This is a genomic window from Streptomyces sp. NPDC050085 (assembly GCF_044460595.1).
GTDB lineage: Bacteria > Actinomycetota > Actinomycetes > Streptomycetales > Streptomycetaceae > Streptomyces.
Genome location: NZ_JBITJZ010000002.1, coordinates 303,416 through 325,926, shown reverse-complemented (window position 1 = coordinate 325,926; position 22,511 = coordinate 303,416). Strand labels below are relative to the sequence as shown.

General features: G+C 70.8%; 21 protein-coding genes and 1 tRNA gene. 14 read left to right on the top strand and 8 right to left on the bottom strand.

The features are described from left to right. Positions 1-19: 19 nt before the first annotated feature. From ACIBUY_RS09835 to ACIBUY_RS09815, 5 genes are all read right to left on the bottom strand, one after another. A complete protein-coding gene (locus tag ACIBUY_RS09835) occupies positions 20-1,411 on the bottom strand; it encodes a lipase family protein (RefSeq protein ID WP_399152298.1) in 1,392 nt (463 codons plus the stop codon). Positions 1,412-1,660: 249 nt separating this feature from the next. Then, positions 1,661-2,215 (bottom strand): GNAT family N-acetyltransferase, encoded by a 555-nt coding sequence (locus tag ACIBUY_RS09830; RefSeq protein WP_365578764.1) that lies wholly within the window; start codon positions 2,213-2,215, stop codon positions 1,661-1,663. A gap of 30 nt (positions 2,216-2,245) precedes the next feature. Next, positions 2,246-2,554 (bottom strand): hypothetical protein, encoded by a 309-nt coding sequence (locus ACIBUY_RS09825; RefSeq protein WP_399152297.1) that lies wholly within the window; start codon positions 2,552-2,554, stop codon positions 2,246-2,248. Positions 2,555-2,559: 5 nt separating this feature from the next. Beyond that, positions 2,560-3,111 (bottom strand): DUF5994 family protein, encoded by a 552-nt coding sequence (locus ACIBUY_RS09820; protein WP_399152296.1) that lies wholly within the window; start codon positions 3,109-3,111, stop codon positions 2,560-2,562. A gap of 335 nt (positions 3,112-3,446) precedes the next feature. Further along, the gene (locus tag ACIBUY_RS09815) at positions 3,447-3,941 is read right to left on the bottom strand and encodes a DUF5994 family protein (protein WP_399152295.1); all 495 of its coding nucleotides are present in this window, start codon (positions 3,939-3,941) and stop codon (positions 3,447-3,449) included. Between the two features lie 368 nt (positions 3,942-4,309). Here ACIBUY_RS09815 and ACIBUY_RS09810 point away from each other — a divergent pair, with 368 nt between their 5' ends. The 5 genes from ACIBUY_RS09810 to ACIBUY_RS09790 all read left to right on the top strand — a co-directional run bounded on the left by ACIBUY_RS09810 (position 4,310) and on the right by ACIBUY_RS09790 (position 7,860). Further along, the gene (locus ACIBUY_RS09810) at positions 4,310-5,296 is read left to right on the top strand and encodes an acyl-CoA desaturase (protein WP_365578770.1); all 987 of its coding nucleotides are present in this window, start codon (positions 4,310-4,312) and stop codon (positions 5,294-5,296) included. A gap of 58 nt (positions 5,297-5,354) precedes the next feature. Next, positions 5,355-5,744 (top strand): DUF5994 family protein, encoded by a 390-nt coding sequence (locus tag ACIBUY_RS09805; RefSeq protein ID WP_365578772.1) that lies wholly within the window; start codon positions 5,355-5,357, stop codon positions 5,742-5,744. 10 nt (positions 5,745-5,754) lie between these two features. Next, complete coding sequence (locus tag ACIBUY_RS09800; protein ID WP_399152294.1) at positions 5,755-5,931, top strand: hypothetical protein; 177 nt, start codon at positions 5,755-5,757, stop codon at positions 5,929-5,931. A 274-nt stretch (positions 5,932-6,205) separates the two neighbouring features. Then, positions 6,206-6,472: a DUF6959 family protein gene (locus tag ACIBUY_RS09795; RefSeq protein ID WP_399152293.1), complete on the top strand. Its 267-nt coding sequence runs from the start codon at positions 6,206-6,208 to the stop codon at positions 6,470-6,472. Between the two features lie 830 nt (positions 6,473-7,302). Further along, complete coding sequence (locus tag ACIBUY_RS09790; protein ID WP_399152292.1) at positions 7,303-7,860, top strand: nuclease-related domain-containing protein; 558 nt, start codon at positions 7,303-7,305, stop codon at positions 7,858-7,860. Positions 7,861-7,965: 105 nt separating this feature from the next. On the opposite strand, the gene ACIBUY_RS09785 is transcribed toward ACIBUY_RS09790, so the two are convergent. Beyond that, positions 7,966-8,038 (bottom strand) — tRNA-Arg (locus tag ACIBUY_RS09785). Between the two features lie 540 nt (positions 8,039-8,578). On the opposite strand from ACIBUY_RS09785, the gene ACIBUY_RS09780 reads away from it, so the two are divergent. The 5 genes from ACIBUY_RS09780 (at position 8,579) to argG (ending at position 16,162) form a co-directional block, all read left to right on the top strand. Then, positions 8,579-10,222 (top strand): dynamin family protein, encoded by a 1,644-nt coding sequence (locus ACIBUY_RS09780; protein ID WP_399152291.1) that lies wholly within the window; start codon positions 8,579-8,581, stop codon positions 10,220-10,222. Positions 10,223-10,227: 5 nt separating this feature from the next. Then, entirely contained in the window at positions 10,228-12,084 is a 1,857-nt protein-coding gene (locus ACIBUY_RS09775; RefSeq protein ID WP_399152290.1) for a YfjP family GTPase, read from the top strand. Between the two features lie 108 nt (positions 12,085-12,192). Further along, complete coding sequence (locus ACIBUY_RS09770; RefSeq protein ID WP_399152289.1) at positions 12,193-12,657, top strand: single-stranded DNA-binding protein; 465 nt, start codon at positions 12,193-12,195, stop codon at positions 12,655-12,657. A 420-nt stretch (positions 12,658-13,077) separates the two neighbouring features. Next, positions 13,078-14,562, top strand: coding sequence for a TQXA domain-containing protein (locus ACIBUY_RS09765; RefSeq protein WP_399152288.1), 1,485 nt, complete (start codon positions 13,078-13,080; stop codon positions 14,560-14,562). A gap of 154 nt (positions 14,563-14,716) precedes the next feature. Then, on the top strand, positions 14,717-16,162 hold the full coding sequence (gene argG / locus ACIBUY_RS09760; RefSeq protein WP_365578786.1) for an argininosuccinate synthase: 1,446 nt from the start codon (positions 14,717-14,719) through the stop codon (positions 16,160-16,162). Between the two features lie 168 nt (positions 16,163-16,330). Here argG and ACIBUY_RS09755 read toward each other — a convergent pair whose 3' ends face one another. Beyond that, the gene (locus tag ACIBUY_RS09755) at positions 16,331-18,058 is read right to left on the bottom strand and encodes a VanW family protein (protein ID WP_399152287.1); all 1,728 of its coding nucleotides are present in this window, start codon (positions 18,056-18,058) and stop codon (positions 16,331-16,333) included. Between the two features lie 214 nt (positions 18,059-18,272). Between ACIBUY_RS09755 and ACIBUY_RS09750 the strand changes: the two genes are divergently transcribed. From ACIBUY_RS09750 to ACIBUY_RS09735, 4 genes are all read left to right on the top strand, one after another. After that, the gene (locus ACIBUY_RS09750) at positions 18,273-18,983 is read left to right on the top strand and encodes a hypothetical protein (protein ID WP_399152286.1); all 711 of its coding nucleotides are present in this window, start codon (positions 18,273-18,275) and stop codon (positions 18,981-18,983) included. A gap of 279 nt (positions 18,984-19,262) precedes the next feature. Continuing rightward, positions 19,263-20,927 (top strand): energy-dependent translational throttle protein EttA, encoded by a 1,665-nt coding sequence (ettA, locus tag ACIBUY_RS09745; protein ID WP_365578794.1) that lies wholly within the window; start codon positions 19,263-19,265, stop codon positions 20,925-20,927. Beyond that, a complete protein-coding gene (locus ACIBUY_RS09740) occupies positions 20,927-21,346 on the top strand; it encodes a thioesterase family protein (protein ID WP_365578796.1) in 420 nt (139 codons plus the stop codon). The genes ettA and ACIBUY_RS09740 overlap by 1 nt, the downstream gene beginning before the upstream one ends. After that, on the top strand, positions 21,343-22,032 hold the full coding sequence (locus tag ACIBUY_RS09735; protein WP_365578798.1) for a hypothetical protein: 690 nt from the start codon (positions 21,343-21,345) through the stop codon (positions 22,030-22,032). The genes ACIBUY_RS09740 and ACIBUY_RS09735 overlap by 4 nt, the downstream gene beginning before the upstream one ends. A 27-nt stretch (positions 22,033-22,059) precedes the next feature. Here the strand turns inward: ACIBUY_RS09735 and ACIBUY_RS09730 are convergent, their stop codons facing one another. Further along, positions 22,060-22,464 (bottom strand): globin, encoded by a 405-nt coding sequence (locus ACIBUY_RS09730; protein WP_365578800.1) that lies wholly within the window; start codon positions 22,462-22,464, stop codon positions 22,060-22,062. Positions 22,465-22,511 lie beyond the last annotated feature (47 nt).

The following is a 22,511-nucleotide window of genomic DNA, read 5'->3' as shown; positions in this document are numbered from 1 at the left end:
AGCCCCCGTTCCGCCGGACTCAGCTCGCCGGTACCGGCTTCTCCGGGGCCAGGGAGTTGCCCGCCGGGATGCGGCCGCAGCTCGACGGCGCGGCCTTGCCCGCGAAGCGGTCGTTCAGCCAGACCAGCGCGACGGGCGCCCACGGCACGAAGGCGCCGACGTGGCTGAGTGCGTCGTACTGCTGGTACTTGATCGAGGTGTTGCCCGTCGCGCAGTACTGCCGCGCGAGGGACCGCACGTCGCCCGCGACCATGACGCCGTCGCCCGTGCCGATGCCGGGGAGGTTGCTGGTGGTGCCCTCGAAGATGCCGCCGTTGCCCTGCGCGATGAGGCCCGGGACGGTCGGGGTGGCCGCCGAACCGAGGTTGAGCTTGTTCACCGCCTCGACGAACTCGGGCACCGAGTTCGGGTTCGCGTACTTCGGCTGCGCGATCTTCTTCCACGTCAGGCCCGGGTACTGCCCGAGCGCGTTGGCGATCGAGGCGTGCTCCAGCTTGTCGTACACCTGGCGGCCGTAGTCGCTCATGTACTTGCGCAGGTCGATGTCGTACGCGCGGGCCGCCCCGATGAGCGCCATCGGCGCGACACCGGCCCAGACCGAACTGCCGTCCACGTACTTGAGGTTGTGCGCGGGTGCGACGAGCAGCCCGCCCTCGGCGAAGCCCACGAGGCGCCGGTTGACGTCCGGCGCGTAGCTCGGCGCGAGCACGGACGCCCAGTGCGTGGCGATGGCCCCGCCGGAGTAACCGAGCAGCCCGAAGCGGGTGTCGGCGTTCATCCCGGTCGCCCCGGAGCTGCTGGCGGCCCGCAGGGAGTCGAGCGTGGTCGTCCCGTACTCGGGCCCGGCCGCGAAGTCGGCGGTCTGCCCCTCGGTGTCCGGGACGATGACGTCGTAACCCTGGGCCAGGAACGGCACCAGGACGAGGGACTCGGCGTTCGGCAGCAGCGTGCCGAGGCTGACGCCGCCCGCGATCGCGCGGGACGGTCCGTGCTCGGGGTCGAGGGAGTCGTAGGCCGACTGGTACGAGATGGCCTTGCTGCCGTCGCCGCTCGCGCTGCGCACCACGGTGGTCACACCGGCACTCGGTCGCCCCTGGGCGTCGGTGGTGCGGTACAGCAGCTGGATCGCCGTCACCGGCGTCGGGATGCCGACGACGTGGTACGGCAGGGTCCGGGTCTTGAGCACGTCGCCGGGCGCGTACGAGGACAGGGGTCTGCTGCCGTCGTACGTATAGAAGCTGTCGGTGGAGGCCGCCGAACCCTGTGCGGGTGTCGCCGTAGCCGTGGCCGTGGCCGTGGCCGTGGTCGTGGGCGCGGGCGTTGCGGCGGACGCGTGCGCGGCGGGGACGGCGCTGAGGACCAGGGCGGCGAGCGCCGCGCCGGTCAACTGCCGGATGGTGGATTGGTGCATGACTCCCTCGGCTCGTGAATGGATCACGGGGATCACTGCTGGGCTACCGGCAAGTAGCCAGCCGGAAGTTACCAACAGGTAAGGGAGATGCCCAGGGTTACGACACAACTTCTGCGAGGGGCTCAGATGTTCGGGGGCCAGAGGGGCTACTAGAGGGGGCTGGGGGAGGGGGCTATGGGAGGGGGGCCGGGGGAGGGGGCTATGGGAGGGGGCTAGGGGAGCTCGGCGGAAGGCTGCGCGGGGGGTGCGTCACCGCACGGGCCAGCGAGCCCACACCTCGAGGCGCGACGCCTCGGCATCGGGCCCCGCCGCGGGCAGTTCCTTCCAGCCCCAGGCGCGGAGCAGTTCGGCGATCCCGGCCCCGGCCCCGGTCCTGTCCCGGTCGACGCCGGCCACCACCAGGTCCTGGGGGAGGCGGGCGAGCAGCAGCTCCCCGAGGCGGGTCGCGACACCGCGACGGCGGTACGCGGGCCGCACCATCAGCTCGGTGAGCGCGAACACCCGCCCGGACGCGGTGAGTTCCTCGGTCGCCGGTGTCACCTCGACCGGGAAGTCGGACCACCAGGCGCCGTCGCGCTCAAGGCGGTATCCGTACGCGCAGCCCACGAGCCCGATCGCATCGGCGACGGCCATGTCGAACCCCTCGTGCCGCACGTTCTGCTCGAAGACGCGCAGGAATCCGGTGCGGTCCCGGTACTCGGCCCCGGCGGCGCCGCGGTACGCGGTCACGTACACGTCGGCGACGGCCTCGCGCTGCTGCTCGGCCTGCCACCGGGTGAGCCTGCGCAGATACACCTCGGCCATCCGGACTCCTCGCTGGTGACGCGGCCCGGCTCAGCGGGCCTGTTGTTTGTGCGTGGTGCGGTCACGCCGGCGCCGCGCCGGGAACCGGCCGCGCCCTCCGTCACGGTGGTCGTGCCGCCCGGCCGGTACGGCCGGTACGGCAGGCGGGGTGGACGGGAGGGGCGGGATGGACGGGGCAGACGGGGTCGGCGGGGCAGGCGGCGGGCCGCCGTCGGCCGGCTCGGGACTGTAGGTACGCAAGGCGATCCTCTCGGCGTGCTGGGTGTTGAGGCGGTGGATCACGTACGCGGCGACGGTGATCAGGAGCAGGAAGGCGGCTGCGGTGAGCGCGGCGTCCATGACGATCACCGCACCGGGGCCATGGGGACGGCGTGGGTGGAGGTCGCCCCGCCCTCGTACTCCCACGACTCCTCGGCGTTCTGCGGCCGGTCGCCGACGGCGCTGTCGTGGCCCTGTGCGCTGTCGTGGCCGTGCGTGCTGTCGTGGCCGTGCCCGCTGTCGTGGTGGCGCGCGGTCTCGGCGGCGATGAGGGCGGTGGCGGTCAGCGGTGGCCCGTCCGGATCGCAGGCGGCGCTCATGAGCCGGGCCGCGCTCGCGTCATCCGTCTCGGGCGGGATCACGAGCAGGTCCCAGCGACCGGCACCGTAGGACAGCAACAGCAGCTTGTGCGGGTCGAGTTCGGGAGTGAACCAGCCGACCTTCATCACATGGTCGTGGACGGTCACCTTGCGCGGCACGACGGGCCAGTGCATCGGATTGACGGCGACGCGGGTGATACGGCCCCACAGCGGCCCGAGTACGTCCGCCAGGGCGGGCAGTTCGACGGCCAGGTCGCGCGAACGGGGCCACCAGGCGCCGTCGAGCAGACCTTTCCCCGTCGGGGACTTCAGGGCCACGCGGGCGGCGGACGACGGGGGAGGGACGGCGCGGGCGGAGGGGACGGAAGGGACGGAAGGGACGGAGGAGAGGGAGGGAACGGACGGGACGGAAGAGGCAGGCGGGACGGACGTGAGGGGTGGGACTGACGGGAGGGATGGGACTGACGGGAGGGACGCGGTGGACGTGGTGATCGCGATCATGATGCGAACCCGTCTTCGGAGCGGCACGACGGCCGCCACGATGTTGTCGCTCACCGAGGACGAGACCCGCGTGGATGCCGGAGTACGAAATGCCCTTGGTACCTTCCACGGTACTCCTGCGGCCGTGTTCGGCGGCGGGCCCGGCGCCGGGGTTATCCGGACGGATCCTCGGTCGCCATCAGGGCGGTTCCGGTGAGGCGGAGGGCGGGGTCGGCCGCCGCGGTCATCAGCCGGGCGGCCGCGTCGGCCTCGCTGCGCGGCGGGACGACGAGCAGGTCCCAGCGGCCAGCACCGTAGGAGAAGAGCCGGATGGTGTGCGGGTCGAGCCCGGACGCGTACCAACTGGCCGTCACCGTGTGCCCCGTCACGGGCAGCGTGCGCGGTTCGCGCGCCCAACTGCCGTGGTGGGACGCGATCCGCGTGACGAGACCGCGGGACGCGTCGAACACGTCGGTGAGCGCGGCCAGTTCGGCGGCCAGGTCATCGGTACGGGGCCACCACGCGCCGCACACCGGCCCCGGCGGAAAGGTCGGAGGCCGCAGGGTGATCCGGGCGGGCGGATAGGAACTGGGCGATCCATACGAACTGGGCGATGCATAGGAACTGGGCGATGCATAGGAACTGGGCGATCCGGCGGCTGCGTTCATGACGCAAGCCCTTCTTCGGGCCGCCATGGGAACGGCAGGACCCGGTGTAGTGGCGCACCGGAAGCGACGCCGAACGGAGTCGACGTACGAGGAGCACCCGGTGCTTCCAGCGTACGTCGCGCACGTTCCACGCCCGTCTCGGTCCCGGCCCGGTCCCGCTCCCCTTCTCAGTCCCCGTCCCCCCTCTCCGCCTCCGTCCCCCTCTCCGTCTCCGTCTCCGTCTCCGCCCGACAGGAGTACGGTGAAGGTGGCGAGGACGTTCATCTGCCGGTGCCCGACCACATGGAGCACTTCCCCCTCGCCGTCCCCATAGGGCCAGCCCCCGACCCCGGCCGCGCCATCCGCAACGAGGCCGAGGAGTCCGCCGCATGTCCCTGACGTCCACCACCCGCACGACCGAAGCCCGTCGGCCGGATTCCTACGACGGCAACTCGCCGTTCCCGCAGGAGAGTTCACCGCCGCCGCGCGCCGAAGGGGGCCGCCTGTACGTGACGGTGACGGCGCTGATCGTCGTGCTGCCGTTCGTGGCGCTCGGCGTCGGCGGCTGGCTGCTGTGGGGGCGTCTGATCCATCCCGCGGACATCGTGCTCGGTCTCGCCCTGTACGTGATCACGGGCCTCGGTGTCACGGTCGGCTTCCACCGCGGTCTCACGCACGGCGGCTACCGGGCCGTGCGACCGGTGCGCATCGCCCTCGCGGTGGCCGGGTCGATGAGCTTCCAGGGTGACGTCGTGGACTGGGTCGCCACGCACCGCCGCCACCACGCGTTCACCGACCGCCCCGGCGACCCGCACTCCCCGTACCGCTACGGAACGCATCTGCGCGGCCAGTTGCGCGGCCTGCTGCACGCGCACGTCGGCTGGCTCTTCCGCAACGACCCCACGCCGCCCGAGCGTTACGCGCCCGACCTGCTGGCCGACCGCGACATCCGCGCGGTCTCCCGCGCCTTCCCGGCGCTGTGCCTGCTCACCCTGGCCCTGCCGTTCGGCCTCGGCTGGGCGATCGGCGGCACCTGGCTGCACGCGACAACAGCCTTGCTCTGGGCGGGACTTGTCCGCATAGCCCTCCTTCACCACGTCACGTGGAGCGTCAACTCGCTGTGCCACGTGATCGGCGCGCGCCCCTTCCGCACCCGGCGCCACGACCGGGCCACCAACCTGTGGCCGCTCGCCCTGCTCTCCTTCGGCGAGAGCTGGCACAACCTCCACCACGCCGACCCCACCAGCGCCCGGCACGGCGTCGAGCGCGGCCAACTCGACCCGTCGGCCGCCGTCATCCGCCTCTTCGAACGCCTCGGCTGGGTCCACGACGTGCGCTGGCCGACCCGATCCCGCCTGGAGGCACACCGCGCCTGACACACAGGCACGCTCCAACGCACCATCCACGCAAGGCAGTCGGCAGGAGCCGCACATCATGACGCTCGCACCGCACCCCCCGCTACCCTCCCTGCCCCTCCTCCGGCTGGGCCTCGCACCCCACGCCGGGGTACCCCGAGCCATCGACGGAGCCTGGTGGCCGCGCTCGTACGACCTGCTCGCCGAACTCCCCACCCTACTCGGCGGGTTGCCCCGCACCTGGGGCCACATCACCAGCGTCCTGCTCAACGGGGCGATGTGGTCACCGACACCGGGCCGCATGCTCGTAGCCGGCCAGGTCGTCAGCCTGCACCGCCGCCTGGCACCCGGCACCACGCACACCGTCGTCCTGGTCGCAGCGGGCCACGGCCGCTGGGACCTCCTCGTCGTCCCCCCGGACACAACGGAAGAGACAGCAATCCCGATCATGCGACACGCGGTGGCCTAACTCCCGCGCCTTGGACGGCTGCTGGGGTCGCCCGCCGGGCGGGTCCGCCTCGGACGCGGACTTCTGGGCGGGCGAGCGAACCCGTAGCGACGTCGAGACAGACCTGTTCGGCACCGGCACCGGCAACGGCAACGGCACCGGCACCGGCAACGGCAACGGCACCGGCAACGGCACCGGCACCGTCTGAATGTGCGCTTGCTTTCTGGTCCGCCCGGCGGTTGCGACGACTGCACAGCCCCCTGCGGTCGACCGGAGCCATCGCTGTTCGCTGCCGCGGATGTCAGGTGGCGGGCGATCAGGCCGCGCCCGGTACGGCGTTGCCTCCGCTCCCACCAAATGAAGACGACTGCGGCCATCGTGGTAAAGGCGCCGAGTTGCAAGTGTTCACTAGGTGAGCCGGCGCCAGCGAGCGTTGCTGTCGGCGTCGGTGAACCAGAAGGAAACTGCGACGGAGAGTCCCAATGGAGCGGGTAGTAGCCGAGCTGTTCACCGATGCTGGCAACGACGCCGTGGTGCGTCTACCTGGCCGTCACTTTCCCGGAGTCCTGGTCCAGGGTGACGCTCTCAGCATCCTCTCCGCGGACGTCGCCGAGCTCGCCGAACTCTGCGCGGCCGGCGACCTGGAGGAGGCCCGCCAGGCGGCAAGCCTCCTCCAGGAGGAACTAGGGGCGAAGCTACGGCGCTACACCGATGCGCTCGACGCCCACGGAGAACGACGACCCTTCTGATCCGCGGCCCATGCGGAGCGGTCATCTACAGCCGTACCGGCCGCGATACGGCCTTCTGCGAATGTCGTCTCAAGCGAGCCTGATCGAGCCTGATCGCTGTGGTTGCGGTACTTCTCTGCTGTACAGCCGGGGCCCGGTGGGAACTACTGAGGACGCCGACGACGATGCCGGCGTTCCGACAGCTCCTTGGCCGCGATGATGAACGCAGCCATCCCCGCGCACATGGGCCAACTCGCGCCATCGTCGGTGACCTTGCCGAGGAGCCAGAAGCACAGAGTTGCCAAAGCCCACCATGCGATGAACCCCACGCTTGTCTTGAGCCGTGCACTTCTGCCACTCACGGACCAAAGGTAGTTGCATCTCGAGGTCGGTGGAACCGGCTGATCGGCACTCTTGCTCAGGGGCCGGTCGGCTGTTCCCATGGTCTCGGGTGACGAGCTGGGGGCGGGCTCATGAGCGAGTTGACGGTGAGGCCGTGGAAACGACACGGGCGGGATCGGCTCTACGTCAATCTGCCCGATGGCACCTCGGTTGCTTGGGCGGATCGGCTGACCAAGGAAGTCACCATCAAGGTTCAGACGTACCGGCATGAAGCCCTGGCACTGCTGCGACAGCACCTCGGGGACTCCATGACAGTACGCTCGCCGTCTGCGCGCCCTGGTTCCCGGCCCAATGCGGATACGACTGCCTCAAAGCCCCCGAAGCCAGGACCTCGCCCCGCTTCTTCTCACCCACAGCCGACTCCGCATTCACCGAAACTGCCACGGCTCACCGTCGCCGACGACCTGGCTCGGAATCCCCCTGGTGCTGGACTGATCGAAGCTACTGCCGTGCGTGGGCCGTCCGCGATGGCGCGGCTCTGGTCCAAGGTGCGACGGCAGTCCACTGACTGGGACCCTTACTACTCCGGTCTCGTCGGCGAACGTCGCGTAGGCCGCGAGCTGGAACGCCTCCGAAGCCAGGGATGGCACGTCCTGCACGGACTGCCGAACGGCAAAGGCGGGGACATCGACCACCTGCTCATCGGCGCCGGTGGCGTGTTCAACGTCAACTCCAAGCGCCATCCCGGAGCCTCGGTGTGGGTCGGCGACACCATGGCGAAGGTCAACCATGGGAAGCCGTACCCGTATGCGGTCGCGGCCAAGGCAGAAGCCGGTGCCGTACGTGCGGTCTTGGAGCGGTACTGCGGGTTCCCGGTGCCTGTCGAACCGGTCCTCGTCTTCGTGGATGTCGCCTCCGTCGACCGCGCTGCCACGCAGTACACCGTCCGCATCTACGAGGAACGACAGGTGTCCGCGCTCGGGCCGCTTACCGGGGCCTTCGCTCCTGAACAGGTAGCGCAGATCTACCAGGTTGCTCGGCACCGGCGGGTATGGATGCGCACGTGACGCTCGTCGGGGGTCGCCCATGAGTGCCGGGCTCCTGCGTGCCACCCGGCCCGGATAGACCCCCGACCAGCAAAAAGGCCCCGCCGAAGCGAGGCCGATGCGGGGCGCCCCCGGCAGGACTCGAACCTGCGGCCAAGCGCTTAGAAGGCGCCTGCTCTATCCACTGAGCTACGGGGGCCGGTGTGTGGCCGGCGGCTCGGACGGACGGACGTGGGGGAGATCCGTGACCTTGCCGGGGACAAGGATAGGGCTCCCGGGTCCCGGTCCTTGTTGCTTCGCCTCCGTTTCGCCTCCGTGGCTCTATGTGGAGGTTCAGTGAAGCGGAATTGATAATCGCAGGTGGGTACGAATCGCGCAGCGCTTTTGACGTCTCACGCCTCTGGTGTTGTGCACTCGTTATGCCTGCGCCCCCTGCCTCCCCTTCCGTCCCGCTGTGTGCTTCCTGTGCGGTATCAGCCGCCTTGTCGGTGTCTTGGTGGTCCTTGTCGAGCGTCCTGTCGGGTGTCTTGCCGGATCTCTCGTCTGATCTCTCGTCGGGTGTCTTGTCGGATGACTTGTCAGGTGTCTCGTTGGGTGGCTCGGCGGGTGTCTCCTTGGGTGCCCGGCGAGGGGCGTAGTGGGGTCGCGGTGGGGGCCGCGCCTGCCGACTGGTGTCTTATCGGCGCGCAGAGGCGGTCATATGCTTCAGAATGCCGCCAAAATTGGGCATTCTTCGCATGTGGTGACCTTGGACGTACGGCCTCAGCTGCTCGACGCACTTACCGCGCTGCGCGACCGTGTCGCCGCCGCGCGCTTTCCGCTCCCTCTCGCGGGGGCGCCACGCGCGCGTGCCAACCGCAGTGAGTTGCTCGCACAGCTCGACGACTATTTGGTGCCCCGGCTGCGGGCGCCCGAAGCACCGCTGCTCGCCGTGGTCGGCGGGTCCACCGGGGCGGGCAAGTCGACCCTGGTGAACTCGCTCGTGGGGCGCGTGGTGAGCGAGGCGGGCGTGCTGCGGCCGACCACCCGGACGCCCGTGCTCGTCTGCCATCCGGACGACCACCACTGGTTCTCCGGGATGCGCGTGCTGCCCGACCTCACGCGCGTGTGGGTGCCCCGGCAGGCGGAGGCGGGGGCCGATGACGACGTGGACGAGGATGAGTCGCTCGCGCCGCTGCTCGAGGACGGGGAGCGGGTGCTGCGGGTGGAGACCGCGGGGACCCTGCCGCGCGGGCTCGCGCTCCTCGACGCACCGGACGTCGACTCGCTCGTCGCCGAGAACCGGCTGCTCGCCGCCCGGCTGATCAGCGCCGCCGACGTGTGGATCATGGTCACGACCGCATCCCGTTACGCCGATGCGGTGCCGTGGCACCTGCTGCGTACCGCCAAGGAGCACGACGCCTCGCTGGTGACCGTGCTCGACCGGGTGCCCCATCAGGTCGTGGCCGAGGTGTCGCGGCAGTACGGCGCGCTGCTCGCCAAGGCGGGGCTCGGCGAGGTGCCCCGGTTCACCGTGCCCGAGCTGCCCGAGTCGACGGGCAACGGCGGGCTGCTGCCGGCGACCGCCGTCGCGCCGTTGCGCGCCTGGCTCACCCATCGCGCCCAGGACCCCGACGCCCGCGCCCTCGCGGTGACCCGCACCGCGCGTGGTGTCCTCGACTCGTTGCGCGTACGGATGCCGGAGCTGGCCTCGGCCGTCGCCGCCCAGTACGCCGCCACGGTCCGGCTCACTGCCGCCGTCGAGGACGCGTACGAGAGCGAGCACGCGCGCGTACGCACTCGGTTGCAGGCCGGTGGGGTGCTGTCCGGAGGGGCGCTGAAGCGGTGGCGCAGCTATCCGGTGGACTGCACCGCGGGGGAGCTCCTCGACTCGCTCGTCGAGAGCCTGGGTGCCTTGCTGGTGTGTGCCGTCACCGCCGCCGACGAGCGGATCGACGAGGCCTGGCGGCGTGAGCCGGGAGGCGGCGCCACGGAACTGGGCGCGCGCGACCCGCAGTTGGAGAGCGCCGAGCATCGCGTCGGGATGGCCGTACGCAGATGGCGGCGCGTCGTCGAGGAGTACGCCGAGGAGGAGGTGCGGGCCGTCGGCGACGCGCAGGGCTCCGCGCCGCCCGACCCCGAGATCGTCGCCGCGCTCGTCGCCACCGCCCTGCTCGGCGGGAAGCGCGCCAGGGCCGCGGGCGAGAACCTCGCCGAACGGATCGGCGCCCAGGGCGCCCTGCGCCTGCGCGACCGCGGCGGGCGACTGTTGAGCGAGTACCTGGACACCGTGCTCGGCGCGGAGCGCGAACGCCGGCTCGCGCCGCTGGACGCCCTCGGCGTCGGCCCCGAACCCCAGGCCGAACTGATCGCGGCCCTGTCGCTGCTGCAGAAGGAGAGGTGAGGGCGGTGACCGCCGTCACGGATCACACCGACGACACCGAAGGCACCGGGATCGGGACCGAGACCTGGGGCGACGGGCTCATCGCGCGTCGCGCCGAGGGGCGTTCGGACACCGAGACGCCGCAGGGGCTGCAGGCGTTGCAGACGCCGACGGATTCGGGAACGTACGACGGAGGACTCAAGCAGCGGCTCGACGCGCTGCGCGAACTCGTCGGGCTCTCGCGTACGCGGCTCGACGGGGCGACGCTCGCCGAGGCCGGGCGCGTGCTCGACGAGGCCGCGGCCCGGCGACGGCTCTCCGCGCGGCACACCGTCGTGGCCGTCGCGGGGGCGACCGGCAGCGGCAAGTCGACGCTTTTCAACTCCCTTGCCGGGGTGCCGCTTTCGGAGACCGGGCTGCGCCGGCCGACCACCTCGTCGCCGATCGCGTGCAGTTGGACGGACGGCGCGGCGGGGCTGCTCGACCGCCTTGAGATCCTGGGCCGTTCGCGGCGCAGGCCCCTGCAGCAGACCGACGGCAGCCTGGAGGGGCTCGTCCTCGTCGACCTGCCCGACCACGACTCGGCCGCACCCGAGCACCGCGCGCAGGTCGACCGGATCCTGGCCCTGGTGGACGCCGTCATCTGGGTCGTCGACCCCGAGAAGTACGCCGACGCCATGCTCCACGAGCGCTACCTGCGGCCCATGGCCGGGCACGCGGAAGTGATGTTCGTGGTGCTCAACCAGATCGACCGGCTGCCCGGCGACAGCGCCGAGCAGGTGCTCGACGACCTGCGCCGACTCCTCGACGAGGACGGCATCGCCCTCGGCGAGCACGGCGAACCCGGCGCCACCGTGCTGCCGCTGTCCGCACTGACGGGCGAGGGCGTGGGTGAACTGCGCGACGCGCTCGACCAGTTCGTCGGCGAGCGGCGGGCCGCCGCCCGGCGCATCGCCGCCGACGTCGACGCCGCTGCCGACCGGCTGCGCCCGGTGTACGCGGCCGGGCGGCAGATCGGGCTCAGCGAGGCCGCCCGCGAGGAGTTCACCGACCGGCTCGCCGACGCGGTGGGCGCCGCCGCCGCAGGCCAGGCGGCCGAACGCGCCTGGGCGCGCGGCGCCAACAAGGCGTGCGGCACACCCTGGCTCAGGCTCTGGCGGTGGTACGAGGCCCAGCGCGCCCTCGCTTCACCGGCCGCCGCCCCCTCGGCACCCGCCGAGGAGGAGGCCACGGCGCGCCAGCGCGTCGAACACGCGGTGCGGGCCGTGGGCGACGCCGCCGCGACCGGCCTTCCGGCCGCGTGGGGGCAGGCCGTGCGGGAGGCGGCGACGCGGGGCGCCGAGGGACTGCCGGAGGCGCTCGACGAGTTGGCGGTGAGTGCCGCCGGGTGTGACGTACCGAGGGGTGGGGCCGCGGGCGCGTACGGGAGGGGCAGCGGGAACGGAATCGGGAACGGAATCGGGAGCGGGAGCGGGAGCGGGAGCGGGAACGGGAGCGGGAACGCGAGCGGGACGCGTCCGCCGCGGCCCGGGTGGTGGCCGCTCGCCGTGCTTGTTCAGGCCTCCATGACGGTCCTTCAAATCCTGGGCGGGCTGTGGCTGTTGGGGCAGATCGTCGGTGTCTGCTCGCCCAATCTCGGAGTGCCGGTGCTGATGATGCTGGCCGGGATCGTGGGCGGTCCGTGCGTGGAGTGGGCGTGCCGGATGGCGGCGAAGGGGCCCGCGCGGCGGTACGGCCAGGACGCGGAACGGCGCCTGCGGGACGCGGCCGCGGCCTGCGGCAGGGCGCGGGTGCTCGACCCGGTCGCGGCGGAGCTGCTGCGGTACCGGGAGGTGCGGGAGCAGTACGTACGGGTGGCCGGGTTTTCCACAACCGGCCGGTAGGACACAGGCGTCGGCGGGGTTCGCGGCGCGGGGGCAGTCTGGGGATCGCGGCTCGGGGAGGGCTCGGGCCGCGATGTGGACGGGCGTGGACGGGGAGGGACGTACGACATGAACGAGACGCTGTTGACGGTGGTGGGGAACGTCGCGACGACACCGGTGTACCGGGAGCTGCCGACGGGGCCGGTGGCACGGTTCCGACTCGCGGTGACGCCGCGCCGCTTCGATCCGGTGCAGAACGCGTGGGTGGACGGGCACACGAACTTCTTCACGGTGTGGGCCAGGGGGCCGCTCGGGGCCAACGTGCAGGGCTCGGTGTCGATCGGTGAACCGGTGATCGTGCAGGGCCGGTTGAAGGTGCGCGACGAGGAGAGGGGAGGGCAGCACTGGACGTCGGCGGACATCACGGCGACGGCGGTCGGGCACGATCTGTCGCGCGGTACGTCGGCGTTCCGCCGTGCGACGAGGCGGACGGGCACCGCTCCGGAAGCTCAACAGGCAAGGGACGAGCCGTCGTTCGAGATCGAGCCGCAGCCACAGCCGGAGCCCCAGCCGGAGCCGGAGCCCGTGGGGTGAGTGTGGGGGTGAGTGGCCGTGATGGATCGACGAGCAGCCCAGTTCGTCGGCGGTGTCGGCGGTGTCGGCGGTGTCGGCGGTGTCGGCGGTGTCGGCAGCGTCGGCGGTGCCGCTGGTGTCGCCGGGATTGGCGATAACGATTGCGAGTCGGATCGGGCCCCGGGCGACACCTCAGGGGTTCCTGACAAGTCGCCTACTTAGGATGCCGGGCGTAGCTCAAAGGGCTTCGGGGGCTTCGTGAGGTTGACGGGGCTTCAGAGGTCAACCGGATCCAGCCGGATCCAGCCGGATCGCTCTGGTTGCTCCTGATCGCTCTGGTTCGCTCTGGTTCGCTCCGGTTCGCATTCGCTTCGCATGCGCATCGATTCTGCGGCGGGACACACCCCCACGTGCACCACGTCCCGCCTGAAGGGGAATGACGTGTTTTCTGTGTTCTCGCGGGCCGTGTCTTCGGTGTGCGCACGAGGCACGCGCCGCGGCCGGGGCGCCGCTCGCGTCGCCGCGGCGACGCTGGTGTCGGGGCTCGTGGTGACCGGGGCGATATCCGGCACCGGGACGGCCTTCGCGGACGACGGTTTCAAGGAGCAGGGCGGCGCGAGCGCCACGATCGGTGGCCTCGAGACGTACGGGGCGGCCGTGATCCATGACGGCGGGCGCGACGAGACGGTCTCCGCGGGCCTGTTCCGGATGACCGTCGAGGGCGGCGGGATGCTGCAGACGTACTGCATCGACCTGCACAACCCGACCCAGACGGACGCCCGTTACCAGGAGACGCCCTGGAGCGGCACGTCACTGAGCGGGAACGGGGACGCGGGGAAGATCCGCTGGATCCTGCAGAACTCCTACCCCCAGGTCAACGACCTCGCGGACCTCGCCCGCAAGGCCGGTGCCGGGAGCCTCACCGAGCAGGACGCCGCGGCCGGCACCCAGGTGGCCATCTGGCGCTACTCGGACCAGGCCGACGTCGACGCGGTCAGCCCCGCCGCCGAGAAGCTCGCGGACTACCTGCACAAGAGTGCCCGTGAACTCGCCGAGCCGGGCGCCTCGTTGACGCTGACCCCGCGGGCGGTCTCGGGGCGGCAGGGGGAGCGGATCGGCCCGGTCACCGTGCACACGAACGCGGACGCGGTGACGGTGACGCCACCCGCCGAAGCGGCCGCGGACGGAGTGACGGTCGTCGACAAGAACGGCAGGCCGGTCACCTCGGCGAGCGACGGCAGCCGGCTCTTCTTCGACGTGCCCAAGGACGCCGCGGCGGGTTCGGCGGAGCTGACCGTGCAGGCCTCGACGACCGTGCCCGTCGGGCGTGCCTTCACCTCCGAGACGCGCAGTCAGACGCAGATCCTCGCGGGCTCCAGCGAGTCGACGGTGTCCGCGACCGCGTCGGCGGTCTGGGCGAAGAAGGGCGCCGTGCCCGCGCTGTCGGCGCGGAAGAACTGCGCGAAGAGCGGCGTGGACATCACCGCGGTGAACAAGGGGGACGAGCCCTTCACGTTCACGCTGATGGAGACCCGGTACACGATCCCGGCGGGGGCCTCGCGGACGGTGACGATACCGCTGCAGGAGGACCAGGCGTACGACTTCACGATCACGGGACCGCACGGCTTCGAGAAGCGGCTGCGCGGGGTCCTCGACTGCCGCACGGTCGCGGCGGCGGTCGCCTCGGGCGGCGGACTGACCACGCAGACGACGACGCAGCCGAGCCCGGCGTCGGTGGGCGGCACGGGCGCGGAGGGCGCGAACGGCACGGACCTGGCCGAGACGGGCGCGTCGAACGCGACGCCGACGATCGTGGGGGTCGCGGTGCTGCTGGTCGTGGTGGGCGGTGTGGTTCTGGTGCTGGTCCGCAAGAAGAAGGCGCCGGACGAGGCGACCGAGGCGACCGAGGCGACCGAGGGGGAGTGAGGCGACCGTGGGGGAGTGAGCGCCTTTCTGGGCCCGGGCCTGGGCCTGGTCTGGGCCTGGCCTGGGCCTGCTTCTGAGGGTGGGACGCACATCACTTCCCGCATGGGCATGCAACCCCTTTGCATGATCATGCGTGATGATGCATACTCTTCCTATGTCCAAGGTCCTCACCTCTCTCCCCGTCGGCGAGCGCGTCGGCATCGCCTTCTCGGGTGGCCTCGACACCTCTGTCGCGGTCGCGTGGATGCGTGACAAGGGCGCCGTCCCCTGCACCTACACGGCGAACATCGGCCAGTACGACGAGCCCGACATCGAGTCGGTCCCCGGTCGTGCGCAGGCGTACGGTGCCGAGATCGCCCGCCTGGTCGACTGCCGCGAGGCGCTCGTCGAGGAGGGGCTCGCGGCGCTCACCTGCGGCGCGTTCCACATCCGCTCGGGCGGTCGCGCGTACTTCAACACCACCCCGCTGGGCCGCGCCGTCACCGGCACGCTCCTGGTCCGCGCGATGCTCGAGGACAACGTCCAGATCTGGGGCGACGGCTCGACGTACAAGGGCAACGACATCGAGCGGTTCTACCGCTACGGCCTCCTGGCCAACCCGAACCTGCGGATCTACAAGCCGTGGCTCGACGCGGGCTTCGTGGCCGAGCTCGGTGGCCGCAAGGAGATGTCGGAGTGGCTGGTCGCGCATGACCTGCCCTACCGGGACAGCACGGAGAAGGCGTACTCGACCGACGCCAACATCTGGGGCGCCACCCACGAGGCGAAGACGCTGGAGCACCTGGACGTCTCGCTGGAGACCGTCGAGCCGATCATGGGCGTCAAGTTCTGGGACCCCTCCGTGGAGATCCCCACCGAGGACGTCACCATCGGCTTCGACCAGGGCCGCCCGGTCACCATCAACGGCAAGGAGTTCGCCTCCGCCGTCGACCTGGTGATGGAGGCCAACGCGATCGGCGGTCGGCACGGCCTCGGCATGTCCGACCAGATCGAGAACCGGATCATCGAGGCCAAGAGCCGCGGTATCTACGAGGCGCCGGGCATGGCCCTGCTGCACGCCGCGTACGAGCGCCTGGTCAACGCGATCCACAACGAGGACACCCTCGCCCAGTACCACTCCGAGGGCCGGCGTCTCGGCCGCCTCATGTACGAGGGCCGCTGGCTGGACCCGCAGGCCCTGATGATCCGGGAGTCGCTGCAGCGCTGGGTCGGCGCCGCCGTCACCGGCGAGGTCACCCTGCGGCTGCGGCGCGGCGAGGACTACTCGATCCTCGACACCTCGGGCCCGGCGTTCAGCTACCACCCGGACAAGCTCTCCATGGAGCGGACCGAGGACTCGGCGTTCGGCCCGGTCGACCGGATCGGCCAGCTCACGATGCGGAACCTGGACATCGCCGACTCCCGCGCGAAGCTGGAGCAGTACGCGGGCCTCGGTCTGCTCGGCTCCGGCGAGTCCGCGGTCGGCGCCGCACAGGCCGCCGCCACCGGTCTGATCGGCCCGCTGCCCGAGGGTGGCGCCCAGGCCATCGCCTCCCGCGGCGAGGCCTCCGACGAGGACGCGGCGCTCGACCGGGCGGCGATGGAGTTCGGCACGGACTGACGGCTGTCTGACGCCTGTCTTGCAGAGACCTGTCTTACAGACACCTGTCCGACACCTGGCTCGGACAGGGCAAGGGCCCGCCCGGCGTCTCGTACGCCGGGCGGGCCCTTGCCGTTGTCGCCGTGTTCCGTTCCGCGCGGGGGCAGGAGCAGGGATCAGGAGCAGGGATCAGGAGCAGGTGACCTCGTCGCGCGGCGTGTAGTGCGTACGGAACGGTTCGCGCTTGACTTCCTTGCCGTCCTGGACGAAGACGCGCTGGACGGTGACGTCGAAGCCCTCGAGCGGGGTCTGTGCCTCGCACTTGTCGCCGGGGGCGCCCTCGCGCTTCTTCGGCTGGACGATGTTCTCGCGCGGGCCCTTCTCGGACTTGATCTCGTCGTACTTCTTCGTGCCGAGGAACGTCACCGTGATCGAGGTGTCGGTGGCCTTGGTCCGGATGTAGATGGCGTTGCCGGTGTCGTTGTTGAAGCGCAGGTCCAGGCTGCCCCAGGCGACGGTGGCCTCGCGGCCCTCGGGGTAGCGCTCGATGTAGAACGAGTGCGCGCCGTACTCGACCGGCTTGACGCCCGCGAAGTACATCGCGTTGAACATGGTGGTGGCCACGGCGGAGACGCCGCCGCCCGCGGCCTTCTCGTACACCCCGTTGTTGATCATGATGCCGTCGACGAAGCCGTTCTCCTTCGTGCGTTCGCCGACCGTCTTGTTGAAGCTCCACTCGTTGCCGGGCAGGACGACGGAGCCGTTGATCAGCTCGGCCGCGCGGCCGATGTTCGTGACGCGGTACGGGGCGGACGGGAAGTCGACCGTGAACTCGGAGATCTTCTCCTTGATGCCGAGGTCGTCGACGTTGGTCCGGGTGATCTTGGGCTGCTGCGTCGTGACCTTCACCGGTCCGGTGCGCTGCTGCTCGCCCGACTTGGTGAGCAGCGGCAGGACCGCCTTGCCGAGGTCGTCGGTGGCGAGGGTGTGGCCCGCCGTGCCGTCCTTCGTGACGACGGCGCGCGAGTCCTGGATGCCGATCTGTGCCTCGGTGACCTTGTTCGTCACGGTGGCGAGCTTCCGTGCCATCGCGGGGTCGGCGCGCAGGCCCTTGGCGTCGAGGCGGGGCGCGAGCTCGCCGTCCTTGCCGGGCTGCAGGGTGAGGTGGCGGCCGAGGAGGGCGGGTTCGACGGTGATGCGCTTGCCGTCGGCGGTGAGGGTGACCGGGCCCGACATGGCGGGGCGGGCGACGTTCTTGAGGGCCCGGTCGGTCTGCTCCTTGCCGACGGCGGGCGCGGTCGTGTTGACGGGCAGCTCGGGGGCCTGCGCGTCGGCGTCGCCGAGGAAGGCCTTGCCGAGCGTGTCCACGGAACGGTCGACGTCCAGGCGTACGCCGTCCTGCGGGGCGGTGGCGCGGGGGGTGCCGTTCTCGAAGGCGATCGCGCCGTTGCGCGGGGCCCGATCGTGCTGCTTGGCGGCCGCGGCGAGGGCCGTGCGGGCCTTGTCCTGGTCGACGGTGACGGCGGGGTCGACCTCGCCGCCGTCGCCGGAGAAGAGCTTGCTGAAGACCGCGACCGGGTTGTGGCCGGGGTGGGCGGCCCGCTCCGCGGTGGCCCTGCTGTCGAGGGAGAGGCCGGCCGTGCGCGGGTCGACGTCGGCGTCCTGGCCGGCGATGCGCACCTTCACGGTCTCGCCCGCGCGCTTGCCGAGCTGGGCGTCGAGCTTGGCCGCGGCGTCGCTCGTGCTCAGGCCGCCGATGTCCACGCCCCGCACGGTCGTGCCCGAGGGGATGTCGCCGCCGGCCAGGCCGAGGGCCACCAGGTAGGCGCCGCCCAGGCCGACGCCCGCCACTGCGGTGACAAGGGCGGCCCGGGGTATTCGGCGGCCGCTGCGGCTGCTGGCGGTCGGTCGGCGCATGGGCACTCCTGAGTCGAAACTGCTGGAAGCTGAAATGGTACGTATAGGCGATAAGCCGGGCATATGACGCAGGTCACGTGGGGTTACGTGAGGTGAAACATGGGCGAGAGCCTCGAATGTTGCGCAGTCCACACCTTTGAGCAGGTCTATTCGGCCGAGGTATCTGTGACATTGGGGGGTATGCCCCCCTTACCACCCCAGGAAGGCTCCCGCCATGGGTGAGCACAGAGCGCCGCGACGCCGGCGCCGGACCAAGGCCCGCTTCACCGCCGTGGGCCTGACCGCCGCGGCGGCGGGCGTCGCGCTGTGGCTCGCGCTGAACCCCTCCGGGGGCGGCTCGGCGCAGGCCACGTCGACGGCCTCCATGGTTCCCGCGTCGGTCGCGCAGACGGCGCACTCCGGGCTGGTCAAGCAGTCGACGGCCGCCGAGAACAAGGCGCGACAGGTGCGACAGGAGCAGTCCGACGCGGGGTCGTCCGAGTCCCCCGGCTCCGAGAAGGCACAGTCGACCCCCGAGAAGCCGCAGTCGACCCCCTCGGAATCACGGGCGAACCCTTCGGAATCCCAGTCGACCCCCTCGGAATCCCAGTCGACGACGACAGCGCAGGCCGTCTACGACGACGACCTCGACGGTTGGGTCAAGCAGGCCCTCGCCGTCATGGACGAGCACGACATCCCGGGCACGTACGAGGGGCTGCGCAGCGCGGCGCTGGAGAAGTCCGACGGTCGCCCCGACGCGGTCGCGATCACGGACCGTTCCTTGAAGGACGGCACACCACCCGTCGGCCTGCTCCAGCTCGACCGGGCCGCGTTCGCCGAGTACCACGTCGCGGGCACGGCGCAGAACATCCTCGACCCGGTCGCGAACCTGGTCGCGGGCGCCAACCGGGCGGCGGCGCAGGGGGCTCCGCTCACCGGGGCGTGAGCCGTACGAAAGGAAGCGCCAAGTAGGTTCTCGGGCGCCGGTCGGCGGCGACCGGCAGTTCTTCGCGCGAGCGCTGCGGGCGGCGACCGTCTACGAGTGATCCGGAGCCCGCGCAGCCAAGATGCGCTCGCAGAACCCCCAGTTCAGGGCCGCAGGCCGATACGGGTTTCCCCCGCGGGGTGGCCGTCAGGCAAGATGGGGTGTATCTGCCCTCACGCGGTGGAGCCGCGTCATGCGGGGCCTTTGCTGCGACACACTTCGACTGCCGGACGGTTTCTCTTGGCTGAGTTCATCTACACCATGCGCAAGACGCGCAAGGCGCACGGCGACAAGGTGATTCTCGATGACGTCACCCTGAACTTCCTGCCGGGGGCGAAGATCGGCGTCGTCGGTCCGAACGGTGCCGGCAAGTCGACCGTGCTCAAGATCATGGCGGGCCTCGAGCAGCCGTCGAACGGTGACGCGTACCTCTCGCCCGGCTTCAGCGTCGGCATCCTCATGCAGGAGCCGAAGCTCGACGAGTCGAAGACCGTTCTGGAGAACGTGCAGGACGGCGCCGCCGAGATCATGGGCAAGCTCCAGCGCTTCAACGAGGTCGCCGAGCTCATGGCCACCGATTACTCGGACGCGCTCATGGAGGAGATGGGCAAGCTCCAGGAGGACCTCGACCACGCGAACGCGTGGGACCTCGACGGTCAGTTGGAGCAGGCCATGGACGCCCTGGGCTGCCCGCCCGGCGACTGGCCCGTCACCAACCTCTCCGGTGGTGAGAAGCGCCGCGTCGCGCTCTGCAAGCTGCTCATCGAGGCGCCCGACCTGCTGCTCCTCGACGAGCCCACCAACCACCTCGACGCCGAGTCCGTGAACTGGCTGGAGCAGCACCTGGCCCAGTACAAGGGCGCCGTCGTGGCCGTCACCCACGACCGGTACTTCCTCGACAACGTCGCGGAGTGGATCCTCGAGCTCGACCGCGGTCGCGCGATCCCCTACGAGGGCAACTACTCGACCTACCTCACCAAGAAGTCCGAGCGGCTCAAGGTCGAGGGCAAGAAGGACGAGAAGCGGCAGAAGCGGCTCAAGGAAGAGCTCGAGTGGGTGCGGTCCAACGCCAAGGGGCGTCAGGCCAAGTCCAAGGCGCGCCTTGCCCGTTACGAGGAAATGGCCGCCGAGGCCGACAAGATGCGCAAGCTGGACTTCGAGGAGATCCAGATCCCGCCGGGCCCGCGCCTGGGCAGCATCGTCGTCGAGGTCGAGAACCTCAGCAAGGCCTTCGGCGAGAAGGTGCTGATCGACGACCTCTCCTTCTCGCTGCCGCGCAACGGCATCGTCGGTGTCATCGGTCCGAACGGTGCCGGTAAGACCACGCTGTTCAAGATGATCCAGGGCCTCGAGACGCCGGACTCGGGTTCGATCAAGGTCGGCGACACCGTCAAGATCTCGTACGTCGACCAGGGCCGGGCCAACATCGACCCGAAGAAGACCCTGTGGGCGGTCGTCTCCGACGAGCTCGACTACATCAACGTCGGGCAGGTCGAGATGCCGAGCCGGGCGTATGTCTCCGCCTTCGGCTTCAAGGGCCCCGACCAGCAGAAGCCGGCCGGTGTGCTGTCGGGTGGTGAGCGCAACCGCCTCAACCTCGCGCTGACCCTCAAGCAGGGCGGCAACCTGCTGCTCCTCGACGAGCCGACGAACGACCTCGACGTCGAGACCCTGAGCAGCCTGGAGAACGCGCTGCTCGAGTTCCCGGGTGCGGCCGTGGTCGTCTCCCACGACCGCTGGTTCCTGGACCGAGTGGCCACGCACATCCTCGCGTACGAGGGTGAGTCCAAGTGGTTCTGGTTCGAGGGCAACTTCGAGTCGTACGAGAAGAACAAGATCGAGCGGCTCGGCGCCGACGCGGCCCGTCCGCACCGCGCCACCTACAAGAAGCTGACCCGCGGCTGATGGCTCGCCACGTATACGCCTGCCCCCTGCGCTGGGCGGACATGGATGCGTACGGCCACGTCAACAACGTGGTCTTTCTTCGGTACCTCGAAGAAGCGCGCATCGACTTCCTGTTCCGCCCGGACAAGGACTTCCAGCAGGGGTCTGTCGTGGCGCGCCATGAGATCGACTACAAGCGGCAGTTGGTGCACCGGCACGCGCCGGTCCGCATCGAGCTGTGGGTGACGCAGATACGGGCCGCTTCGTTCACGCTCTCCTACGAGGTGAAGGACGCGGACGAGGTGTACGTGAAGGCCTCGACCGTCATCGTGCCGTTCGACTTCGAGGCTCAGCGGCCCCGGCGGATCACCGCCGAGGAGAAGGAGTTCCTGGAGGAGTACCGGGACGATGCGGACGGCGCGGGGGCCCTCGCGGCATGAGCGCGTCCGTGCTGTTCTTCGCCGACGCCGGGGAGGCGGCGGACCTCGCCGCCTTCCTCGGTCGGCTGCTGCACTACGACAAGGCGGCCGCCGTACGGCTGCAGGCGCAGGCCGGTGGGCAGGCGCTCGCGGTGTTCGGGCGGCCGCCGTCGTTCGAGGTGCTCGCCATCCGCACGGCGCGGCTGCTCAAGCCGTACGAGAACGGGATCGACGACGCGCTCGATGTGACCGTCTCCGCGGGGGAGTTGCTCGACTCCGTGGACGAGGGCGCGTCAACTGCCGTGGTCCCGGCGGCCGTTACCGGTCCGCCGTGGGCCGGGGTGCTGCCGCCCCGGGGCGGCTGGGAGCGGCTCGAGGGGTTCCCCGACGCCGACGCGCTGCGCGGGCTCGTACGGGCCGCTGTCGGTGAATTCCGGGCGCGGGTCGAGGAATTGGCCCCCGACGCGCGGACGCGGGCCGAGCTCGACCGCATCGGCCGGGAGATCTGGTCGCGGGAGATCGCGGGCAGCGGGGTGCCGGTGCGGATCGCGCACGCGGCGGCCTCACTCGGGTTCCTGCGGGGCGCGTCGGTGGATCTGCTGACCGCCGGGGCGTGGGCCCGCCTGCGTACGGCCTATGGGTCCGTCGCCCTGCGGCGTGCCGACTCCGGTGCGGGCCTGGGCGGGCTCAGCGTCAGTCCCGCCTGAGAGCCCGCCCCTGAGGTGCGCGGCGGCTCAGCCCGCCGTGTTCACCATCGACGCCGCCGCGTACGTCAGGTAGTTCCACAGCGTCCGCTCGTGCTCCTCGGGCAGGGCGATCTCGTCGACCGCGTCCCGCATGTGCTTCAGCCACGCGTCGTGCGCCGCCCGGTCCACCTGGAACGGGGCGTGCCGCATCCGCAGCCGCGGGTGCCCCCGGTGGTCGCTGTACGTACGCGGGCCGCCCCAGTACTGCATCAGGAACAGCACGAGCCGCTCCTCGGCCGGGCCCAGGTCCTCCTCCGGGTACATGGGACGCAGCAGCGGGTCCTGTGCGACGCCCTCGTAGAAGCGGTGCACCAGGCGGCGGAAGGTCTCCTCGCCGCCCACCTGCTCGTAGAACGTCTGCTCCTGAAGCGTGTCGCGCGGGATCTCAGTCACCCGTCCATGGTCTCAGACGCGCCCCGGACGGTGCGGCCGAGGACTTG

Bases quoted from the DNA above. Each gene is read 5' to 3' on its own strand.
- ACIBUY_RS09835 (WP_399152298.1), bottom strand. From the start codon at position 1,411: ATGCACCAATCCACCATCCGGCAGTTGACCGGCGCGGCGCTCGCCGCC.
- ACIBUY_RS09830 (WP_365578764.1), bottom strand. From the start codon at position 2,215: ATGGCCGAGGTGTATCTGCGCAGGCTCACCCGGTGGCAGGCCGAGCAG.
- ACIBUY_RS09825 (WP_399152297.1), bottom strand. From the start codon at position 2,554: ATGGACGCCGCGCTCACCGCAGCCGCCTTCCTGCTCCTGATCACCGTC.
- ACIBUY_RS09815 (WP_399152295.1), bottom strand. From the start codon at position 3,941: ATGAACGCAGCCGCCGGATCGCCCAGTTCCTATGCATCGCCCAGTTCC.
- ACIBUY_RS09810 (WP_365578770.1), top strand. From the start codon at position 4,310: ATGTCCCTGACGTCCACCACCCGCACGACCGAAGCCCGTCGGCCGGAT.
- ACIBUY_RS09805 (WP_365578772.1), top strand. From the start codon at position 5,355: ATGACGCTCGCACCGCACCCCCCGCTACCCTCCCTGCCCCTCCTCCGG.
- ACIBUY_RS09795 (WP_399152293.1), top strand. From the start codon at position 6,206: ATGGAGCGGGTAGTAGCCGAGCTGTTCACCGATGCTGGCAACGACGCC.
- ACIBUY_RS09770 (WP_399152289.1), top strand. From the start codon at position 12,193: ATGAACGAGACGCTGTTGACGGTGGTGGGGAACGTCGCGACGACACCG.
- argG (WP_365578786.1), top strand. From the start codon at position 14,717: ATGTCCAAGGTCCTCACCTCTCTCCCCGTCGGCGAGCGCGTCGGCATC.
- ACIBUY_RS09755 (WP_399152287.1), bottom strand. From the start codon at position 18,058: ATGCGCCGACCGACCGCCAGCAGCCGCAGCGGCCGCCGAATACCCCGG.
- ACIBUY_RS09750 (WP_399152286.1), top strand. From the start codon at position 18,273: ATGGGTGAGCACAGAGCGCCGCGACGCCGGCGCCGGACCAAGGCCCGC.
- ACIBUY_RS09740 (WP_365578796.1), top strand. From the start codon at position 20,927: ATGGCTCGCCACGTATACGCCTGCCCCCTGCGCTGGGCGGACATGGAT.
- ACIBUY_RS09735 (WP_365578798.1), top strand. From the start codon at position 21,343: ATGAGCGCGTCCGTGCTGTTCTTCGCCGACGCCGGGGAGGCGGCGGAC.